6 protein-coding genes and 1 pseudogene are annotated in these 9,957 nt (G+C 35.4%); all 7 read left to right on the top strand.

Going from position 1 to position 9,957, the window contains the following annotated elements; translation table 11 throughout:
- Positions 1-414: DUF1788 domain-containing protein (locus tag BUC45_RS00715; protein WP_296969442.1), on the top strand; the 414-nt coding region annotated here is incomplete at its 5' end.
- Positions 415-429: 15 nt separating this feature from the next.
- Positions 430-3,996, top strand: coding sequence for a BREX system P-loop protein BrxC (brxC, locus tag BUC45_RS00710; RefSeq protein ID WP_296969440.1), 3,567 nt, complete (start codon positions 430-432; stop codon positions 3,994-3,996).
- Between the two features lie 22 nt (positions 3,997-4,018).
- Positions 4,019-4,162, top strand: a complete 144-nt coding sequence (locus BUC45_RS00705) for a hypothetical protein (protein ID WP_296969439.1) — start codon at positions 4,019-4,021, stop codon at positions 4,160-4,162.
- A gap of 53 nt (positions 4,163-4,215) precedes the next feature.
- Entirely contained in the window at positions 4,216-4,593 is a 378-nt protein-coding gene (locus BUC45_RS00700; RefSeq protein WP_296969436.1) for a phosphoribosyltransferase family protein, read from the top strand.
- A 12-nt stretch (positions 4,594-4,605) separates the two neighbouring features.
- Positions 4,606-5,637, top strand: coding sequence for a DNA-processing protein DprA (locus BUC45_RS00695; protein WP_013777645.1), 1,032 nt, complete (start codon positions 4,606-4,608; stop codon positions 5,635-5,637).
- A 41-nt stretch (positions 5,638-5,678) separates the two neighbouring features.
- Positions 5,679-9,404 carry a BREX-1 system adenine-specific DNA-methyltransferase PglX gene (pglX, locus tag BUC45_RS00690; protein WP_296969434.1) on the top strand — a complete coding sequence of 1,242 codons (3,726 nt, stop codon included), beginning with the start codon at positions 5,679-5,681 and terminating at the stop codon, positions 9,402-9,404.
- 4 nt (positions 9,405-9,408) lie between these two features.
- A pseudogene (locus BUC45_RS00685) lies at positions 9,409-9,957 on the top strand (BREX-1 system phosphatase PglZ type A); the annotation flags it as partial.

Genomic DNA, 9,957 nt, shown 5'->3' with positions numbered 1-9,957 from the left:
GGGAACTATGGATTTAAAATAAAAGAATTCGATTTATATGAAATAATGTTAGAAATTCTTGACTCAAAAGGATATCTCGAAAAAAATTTCGAAATGGAACGAAAAAAGGGAAGTGAATATGTATTTAATGCTGCCAAAAAGGCTTTAAGACTTACAACTGCTAATGATTTAATCATCAAATACATAAAGGATCGAGTTGAAGAAGACGACATAATTTTTTTAACAGGAGTAGGCAAGGCTTGGCCTATTATACGTTCTCATACTATACTCAACAACTTGCATCCGGTAGTGGATGAAATCCCGCTGGTTATGTTTTTCCCAGGGACATATGATGGTGGTTCTCTTGTTTTGCTTGATGAGGTTAAAGATGATAATTACTACAGGGCCTTTAGATTTATTGACGAATATCAGTAAATTGGGGGAGAGTATATGAAAATCAAGGATATGTTTTATAAAGATATTACCAGAGATATTAAAGGTGTCATCAAAATTGGTCAAAATGACGATGAAAACATATATCAAGAATTAGAAGAATATGTAGTAACTCAAGAACTGTCAAAACACTTTGACGATTTTTTCAAAAACTATAAAAAAAGTATACATGGTTATACAGATAAAATGGGTGTCTGGATTTCAGGTTTTTTTGGTAGCGGTAAATCTCACTTTTTAAAAATATTATCATATTTGCTGGAGAACAAAGAAGTTGAAGGTAAAAAAGCTATTACATATTTTAATGATAAAATACAAGACCCAATGGTCTTGGCAGATATGAAACTTGCCGGAGAAACTCCTACAGATGTTATCTTATTTAATATTGATTCTAAGAGCGACTCTGATTCAAAGGCAAATAAGGATGCCATTGTAAAAGTATTTATGCGAGTTTTTTATGATATGCAGGGTTTTTGCGGTTCCATTCCATGGGTAGCCGATTTGGAACGACAAATGACTTTAGATGGGACTTATGATAACTTCAAAGCAGCTTTTAAAGAAATATCAGGCAGAGAATGGGTTGATGCCAGAGAAGATTTTTATTATGAAGAGGACGCAATAATCGAGGCACTTGCAAAATCAACCAAAATGAGTAAAGAAGCAGCCAGAAACTGGTACAACAAAGCTGAAGAAAACTACACTTTAAGTGTTGATAAATTTGCTAAAAGAGTTAGAGAATATATTGAAAATAAAGGTAACAATCATCATGTGGTATTTCTCGTAGATGAAATGGGCCAATATATAGGTGATGATTCTGACCTTATGTTAAATCTACAGACTGTAGTGGAAGATTTGGGAACCGAATGTGGGGGAAAGGCCTGGGTTATAGTAACAAGTCAACAGGATATCGATTCTATGACAAATATGAAAGGCACAAAACGCAATGACTTCTCCAAAATTCAGGGCAGATTTGATACTCGACTTTCACTTTCCAGTGCCAATGTAGATGAAGTTATAAAACGAAGGATTTTATTGAAAAACGATGTTGGAAAAGACACTCTAAAACTATTATATGAGAATAAAAGTTCAGTAATAAAAAATCTCATTACATTTTCAGCAAATACACCTGAGAAGAAGATATATACAGATGCGCAAGATTTTACAGAGGTTTATCCTTTTATTCCCTATCAATTTAAATTGATGCAGGAGGTTCTTACTTCGGTTCGTATCCACGGTTCATCGGGGAAACACCTATCAGAAGGTGAGCGTTCCATGTTAAGTGCTTTTCAGGAGTCCTGTATCCGCTTTGCTGACGAAGAAGCAGGAGCCCTTATACCCTTTTATGCTTTCTATGATACGATTGAAACCTTTTTAGATTCGGGAATAAAAACGGTAATATACCATGCTCAAAAAAATGAAAGATTAAAACACTTTGATGTGGAATTATTGAAAGTGCTTTTCATGACAAGGTATGTAAAAGAAATTCCCACCAATATTGAAAATCTTACAACTCTTATGATTAGCCACATAGATGATGACAAATTGGAACTAAAAAAGGAAGTTGAGAATTCACTAAAACGTTTAATAAGAGAAACCCTTGTTCAAAAAAGCGGGGATGAATATATATTTCTAACATACGAAGAACAGGACATTAATAGGGAAATCAAAAGCATCAATGTTGAAATGGCCGAAACAATTAGAAAGATATCGGAAATAATCTTTGAAGATATTTTTCCTGAGAAAAAATATAAATACTCTCAGCAATATAATTTTCCTTTTAATCAAAATGTCGATGACAGATTATACAGAGGAAGTCAGGCTAATGATATTGGCGTAAAAATCATAACGCCTTACTATGAAACACAAGTAGAGCTGACGAGTCAAGCACTTAAGCTCATGTCATCCGGAGAAAATAATTTAATAATAAAACTACCTCAAGATACTACTTTTCTTGAAGAAATGGAAGAAGTATTAAGGATTGAAACTTTTCTCCGTCAAACAGGGGGGAGTACATCAACGGCAGAAATTGAAGACATCAAAGATAGAAAGAGAAGAGAGGCAGCCGACGGTCTGACTAGAGTGAGAGAGCTCATTGAAGAAGCACTGAAATCCGCAGAGATGTATGCTAATTCACAGAAACTCGATATCAGAGAAAAAAATCCCATCGACAGAATAAATGAAGGCTTAAAAATCTTGGTAGAAAGCATATATCATAAACTTCATTATATAGATAATTTTATAGATTCTCCCAGAGATATTGAAAATATACTGACACATAATATAGTCCAAGTGTCCTTAGAAGAAGAGAGAGATAACAAATTAGCCTTAAATGAAGTGGCAAATCATGTAGAAAGAAATACATTAAGAAATATACCCGTAACCATGCGCTCCATATTAAATCATTTTTCGAAAGCTCCTTATGGTTGGAATGAATTAGACATCGAAGGTCTTGTTGCAAAACTCTTCAAAGAACAAGAGATTAAACTTCAACTTAACAGTAAATATCTAAACATTGAAGACAAGAACCTGATAAATTATTTAACTAAAAGGGACTACGCTGAACGTTTGTTGATAGAAAAAAGAATAAAGGTTCCTCCTTTTCAGATAACCAATGCGAAAAATTTATGTCAGCAACTTTTTGGCATAATAGCTCTTCCAAATGATGAAGATGGCATTATGCGAGAACTTGATAAACTTATTGAAACAGAAAGCTACAAAATTGAAAGACTCCTTGAAGAATATAATACTGCACCTTATCCAGGTGAAGATATATTAAAAAAAGGCTTAACATTATTTAAAAAATTATTATCTATAGATGATGCCAAGGAATTTTTCGACACTCTATATCAAGACAAGGATGATCTGCTGGAATATGCGGATTATTCTCCGGAAGTCAAAAACTTCTTTAACAAAGATGGAAAACAAAGAGAGATTTTTGATGATGCTCTTTCTAAAATAAAAATTTATGAAAAAAACAAAGATTATCTAACAAATCCCGTTATAGCAAAATATATACAGGATATAAAGTCCATAGTAAACATGAAAGAACCCTATAATGACATACCCAGACTACCGGATTTAATTGAAAAATTTAATACTGAGTTTGCCAAATTATTGGAGAAAGAGAGCGAACCTATCAAAACTTCTATAGAAGAAAGTCGCGACAAAGTTATAGAAGAACTTGCTTTATGCGATTTTGGAGATAAATATACTGCAAAATTCAAAAATAGTTTTGATGATTTATTAAATACCTTAGAACATTCTAACAACCTTGCAGAGATTTATGGGCTGACACAATTAAGTGAAACACTAAAAATTCGATGCCTCAATACAATACAAAAAGAGCTTGAATCAAGAAAGACCGAACCAACACATTCTGGACCGCTCTGCGGTGGAGAAGGAGGGACGCCGTACAAAGTTAGAAAGACTGTAAACGTTAGCCTTGCCAGTATACTGCCGGGAACCAGAACTATTGAATCCCAAAGAGATATAGATAATTTATTGGCTGAAATAAAGGAAAAACTCGAAAGTAAATTAGACGAAGAGACTATAATCAAATTGGTTTAAGAAAACCGAGGAGGTTAGAGTAATGCGGGATAGGGGATTGGAACTATTAAAGAGGATTCTCGGCAGGGATGCCAATTTTCGTAAGGGCCAGTGGGAAGCAATAGAATCTGTATTAAACAGTAAAAAAACTTTAGTAGTGCAAAAAACTGGCTGGGGAAATATGTAAGACAAGATAAATATGAGAAGAACTACTTTAGGGATGAATTGGTAGATGCAAGTGTGGAATTAATAAAAAACAATTGGGACAAAGAAAGTGAACCTACATGGGTAACTTCAATACCATCTCTTAGAAGGCCGGAACTCGTAAAGAGCTTTGCGCAAAGATTGGCGGCAAAATTGGGGTTGCCATATTATGATGTGATAAAAAAGAAAAAGGATACCCCTCAACAAAAGACAATGGAGAACAGCTTTTACCAGAGCAAAAATGCCTTAGATGGGTTTGAGATAAAAGGGCAAATTTCAAATAATCCTGTATTGCTGGTAGATGATATGATTGACTCCGGATGGACTATAACTGTATGTAGTGTTCTTTTAAAGAGAGCGGGTTCAGGAGATGTCTATCCATTTGCCCTTGCATCAACATCAAAGTTAAGTTAGAAGGTGAAAAGATTGAACAATTTATCGGAAGATAGTTTAGCTACTCTTTTAATATACTCGAATTTAGTAATCAATAGTAAAGAAAAAAATATAAGACCATATACTCTAAAGCAGTGGAATACTTTAGTAGATCGTTTAATTAACTCCTCTCTACGAAGGCCTGCAGCATTTTTCCACACCGATGAAGAAGATTGGGCAAGAGAGTTGTATCTCAGTCCCGCAGAAACATACAGATTGAAACAATTGCTTTCGAATGCGGGTCAACTGGGGATCGAGTTAGATAACTTAAGCAATATGGGTATTGGTGTAACGACTAGAGCAGAAGGAAACTATCCTAAACGGTTAAAAGCTATTTTAAAGAAAAAAAGCCCACCAATTATATTTTATTGTGGCGATATAAACATAGCAAATAATAAAGGTGTGGCTATAGTAGGCTCAAGGGATGTAGACAGCCATGGGCTGGTTGCTACACATAAAATAGCTCAAAAATGTGTATTGGAAGGATTTAGCATCATTTCAGGTGGTGCAAAAGGCGTAGATACTGCGGCTCAGAATGCTGCTTTACAGAGTAACGGGAAAGCAGTGGCTTTTATTGCCGATAGTATGATACAGAGAATAAAGAAAAAAGAAATCAGAGAAAAAATAATTAGTGGCGATTTACTGATACTATCCGCTGTAAACCCGAAATCACGGTTTACGATATATTCTGCAATGGAGAGAAACAAGTATATTTATGCATTATCTAGGTATGCAATAGTAATATCATCAGATTTGAACAAAGGCGGTACTTGGACCGGTGCCACAGAAAATATAAAAAATCAATGGGTACCGCTTTTTGTGAGAAAAGAAGACAATATTCCTGAGGGTAATAAGGAACTATTAAAAATTGGGGCCAAGCCAATAGATTCAATGGTTTATGAAGATGAGCGCATAAGTATTAAAGATTGGTTCGATGAGAATGCTGTTTCAAAAAATAATCATATAGAATATGAGCAGCTTAATCTAACTAGCTTTGAAAATGCAATTATAAGAGAAGACGGTTAATATAAAAAAATTTCAGTTATCGCAAGATGTAGGGGGTTACCATGGATAAAAGCTTGATAAAAAACTATGCCGTATGGGCAAGAAATAAATTAATTGAAGATATTTCTCAAAGAGCTTATGAACTTGGAATCACGGAAAATGAAATAAAAAAGCCTGAAGAAGTATCGCAAGACTATATAAGAATAAACGGGAAAAAACTCAAGTCATTTGAAATAAATCAGCGAAAAAGCCTTGAGGCTAAAATACGCGAAAAAGGATTCGAGCAAGTAGTTGAAGAAGTTGCCTATACTTGGTTTAACCGGATTATAGCCTTAAGGTTCATGGAGGTAAACGGTTATATTCCCACAGGGGTCAGAGTGCTGTCATCAGCAGAACCGGGGAAAACAGAACCAGATATCATCACATATGCCGAGCATATCGACCTTGATTTAAACCAAGAAGTAGTTGCAAGACTAAAAGATGAAAATGATACAGAAGAACTGTTCAGATATCTTCTTGTTAAACAGTGCAACAAGCTAAATGATATTCTCCCTGGGCTATTTGAAAAGATAGGAGACTATACTGATATATTGCTGCCGAAGAATTTGCTGTCAGAAGGCTCGATTATACGCCGCCTGGTTTCCGATATACCGGAGGAATACTTCAAAGAACAAGTAGAGATAATAGGCTGGCTCTATCAATACTATATTTCAGAAAAGAAAGATGAGGTTTTTGCAGGTCTTAAGAAAAATCAAAAGATAACTAAAGAAAAAATTCCTGCTGCAACCCAGCTGTTTACTCCTAAATGGATAGTAAAGTATATGGTGGAAAACTCTTTGGGGCGATTGTGGCTGGAGAAGATTAGTGGGCAGGAGATAGTGGGCAGTGGGAAGTGGGTAGTGGATAGTAAGAAGTTAAAAGAGAAGTGGAAGTATTATATTGATGAGGCTGAGCAGGAGCCGGAAGTGGAGGAGCAGCTTAAAAAGATAAGGGCAGAAAGTAAGGATATGAAGCCAGAAGACATAAAAGTATTAGACCCGGCTATGGGCAGTGGCCATATACTAGTCTACGCATTTGATGTGCTTTTTGATATATATAAAAGCGCCGGCTATTCTGAACGGGAGATACCTAAACTTATCCTGGAAAACAATCTTTACGGGTTAGACATTGACGATCGAGCGGGCCAACTGGCCTATTTTGCAGTGATGATGAAAGCCAGAAGCAAAAACAGGCGAATATTTCGCGAAAACATAGATATAAATTTGTGCTCTATCCAAGAAAGTAATGGAATACCTGAAGAAACTATTACATACTTTGCCGGTGGAAAAAAATTTATTTCAAAGACAGAACTGGAAGAAAAGATAAAGGACAAAGACGACTTATCAGATGCGGATTTTGAAATCCAGGCAAGATACCTTATCCATGTATTTCAAGATGCCAAGGAATATGGTTCGATACTAGAAGTGAAAAAGCTTGATTTTGATAAGACAGAAAACCGATTAGAGGAAATTCGGCAAAATCATCCCGGCGACGCATTTGAATTTGGGCATAAACAAATACTACTTGAAAAACTCCCGCCCCTCATAAAGCAGGCCAAGATAATGAGCAGCAAATATGATGTAGTAGTCACCAACCCGCCTTATATGGGGCGGAAAGGAATGAATGAGAACTTAAAGAAGTATATTGATAAACATTACAGTAGTGTAAAATCAGATTTATTTTCTGTGTTTATCGAACGGAGCTACAAATATACAGAGAAAAATGGTCATCTAGGTTTTATGTCTCCTTTTGTTTGGATGTTTATATCTTCATATGAAGAACTGAGAAAAAAGATGATTAAGTCTAAAGCGATTACTAGCCTGATTCAATTAGAGTATTCTGGATTTGACGGAGCAACAGTTCCTATTTGCACATTTACTTTAAGAAACTCAAATACCGGCGAGACAGGAGAATATATAAGATTATCAGATTTTAGAGGAGCAGAAAATCAATCTGCCAGAACTTTGGAAGCGATTCAAAACCCAGATGTTGATTACAGATATACCTCATCATCCACTGATTTTTCTAAAATTCCAGGCAGTCCGATTGCATACTGGGTGAGTGAAAGAATAAGAGAAGTTTTTAATGAGAGTATTCCCTTAGGGAGGATTGCCGAACCACGCCAAGGAATGGCTACTTCAGATAATAACAGATTTTTAAGACTCTGGTTTGAAGTGTCATGTGCAAAGATAGGATTTGGATTTAAAGATTGCAAACAGGCAGCAAAAAGCAAGTTAAAATGGTTTCCATACAATAAGGGTGGAGAGTTTCGAAAATGGTATGGAAATAATGAATTTGTAGTTAACTGGGAGAATAATGGAGCCGAAATAAGAAACTTCGAAAAATCTGTAATCAGGAACGAAAACTATTATTTTAGAAGGGGATTAACATGGTCAGCCTTATCATCAGGAAAATTGTCAATGAGATTTTGCAAAGAAGGGCACTTATTTGATTCTAAGGGCCCAATGTGCTTTATTTGCAGTGAGCAAGACGAGCCGCTTTTGTTGGCATATTTTAATTCCATTATTTGTGAAATTTTGTTGAAAATATTAGCTCCAACATTAGATTTTAATCAAGGGCCATTAAGAAAACTTCCAATAATTAAAGATTACACACATAAAGAATTAATAAATAAACTTGTTCAACAAAACATCTCCATCTCCAAAACCGACTGGGACTCCTTTGAAACTTCATGGGACTTTAAAAAACATCCCATACTCACACACAAAGGCGATGCAAACACCATAGAGAAAGCCTTTGACAATTGGGCGGAGTTTGCGGAAAGACAATTTTACCAACTTAAGGCAAATGAAGAGGAGTTAAACCGAATATTTATCAAGATTTATGGTCTTGAAGATGAGCTTACTCCTGAAGTTGATGAAAAAGATGTAACGGTAAGTAAAGCCGACAGGGAGCGGGACATTAAGTCATTTATCTCCTATGCAGTAGGCTGTATGTTCGGAAGGTATTCTCCTGATGTGGAAGGATTGGTGTATGCAGGAGGGGAGTGGAGCGATAAGTGGAAGATAGAAAACGGGCAATGGAAAGTCCGTAAACTAGTCAAGGATGAAGATAATGATATATTAGAAGATACATGGATTGATGCCACCTTTGCACCGGAAAGCGACAACACCATCCCCATAACCGATGAAGAGTATTTTGAAGATGATATAGTTGCAAGATTTATTGAATTCCTGAAGGTGACTTTTGGAGAGGAAAAATTAGAAGAAAATCTAGACTATATAGCTGAAAGTATAGGGAAACGGAAGTCTGAAACTTCTCGTCAGGCACTGCGCCGCTATTTCTTAAAGGATTTTTATAAAAACCATGTTCAGACATATAAACAAAGGCCAATATACTGGCTATTTGATTCAGGAAGGCAGGATGGGTTTAAAGCGCTTATATACATGCACAGATATGATGAACATATTGCAGCCCGCGTTAGAATTGACTATCTTCATAAACTTCAGAGAAAATATGAGGATGAGATAAAAAGACTTGATGTAATCATAGATTCAAACTTATCACTGCGAGAAAAGAATAATGCCCGAAAGGCAAAGGAAAAGCTGCAAAAACAGATACAGGAATGCCTTGAGTATGACCAAGTGATTGCCCATGTGGCAAATCAAAGAATAAAAATAGACCTTGATGATGGGGTAATCGTGAATTATGCTAAGTTTCAAGGTATAGAGATACCACAGGGAGAAGGAAAAAAACCGTTAAAGGCAAATTTATTGGCAAAAATTTAAGCAGGTGATTAATTTGGAACTTGATGAAGTAAAAAAAATACTGGAACAAAACTTTAACAAAGGGCTTTCTGAAGGAAAAAAGCGAAATATCATCTTTTGGTATGATGATAATGGCGAATTTAAAGGTCAAATTGACACTTTAGAGCTTTCCAATGCAAAAATTTTAAAATTGGACGGCCAAAACTATTTTTATGCAAAATATCTTCTAGAAAAACAGGATATTAAGAGCAACTATCTGGTATATGCACCTTTTTGCAAGCCTGGACCTCGAGAAAACTGGCTATTAGATATTTTAAAATATAGTGATGAATTTTCTACTGACAGGACTACTATTATTATGAGAAACTTAGGAGTCAAAAATGAAGCTTTAAAAAATATATTTGAACATTATAAAAAGTTTTTTGATAATAAAGAAAGATATAGACTCCTCAAATCCTACAATATAGAATACTGCACTGAAGAATCCGTTCATATAGCAATATTGTCAGCTTTGTGCAAACTTCCCTTTTCCGACCTTGATGAGGTGGTAAAATCTCTTTTAATAGAGTATGCC

It is taken from the genome of Tepidanaerobacter sp. EBM-38 (assembly GCA_001896545.1).
Taxonomy (GTDB): Bacteria; Bacillota; Thermosediminibacteria; order Thermosediminibacterales; family Tepidanaerobacteraceae; genus Tepidanaerobacter.
This window is presented reverse-complemented; position numbering and strand designations above follow the sequence as displayed.

Coding starts and splice junctions, on each gene's coding strand:
- brxC (WP_296969440.1), top strand. CDS start 430: ATGAAAATCAAGGATATGTTTTATAAAGATATTACCAGAGATATTAAA.
- pglX (WP_296969434.1), top strand. CDS start 5,679: ATGGATAAAAGCTTGATAAAAAACTATGCCGTATGGGCAAGAAATAAA.
- BUC45_RS00705 (WP_296969439.1), top strand. CDS start 4,019: ATGCGGGATAGGGGATTGGAACTATTAAAGAGGATTCTCGGCAGGGAT.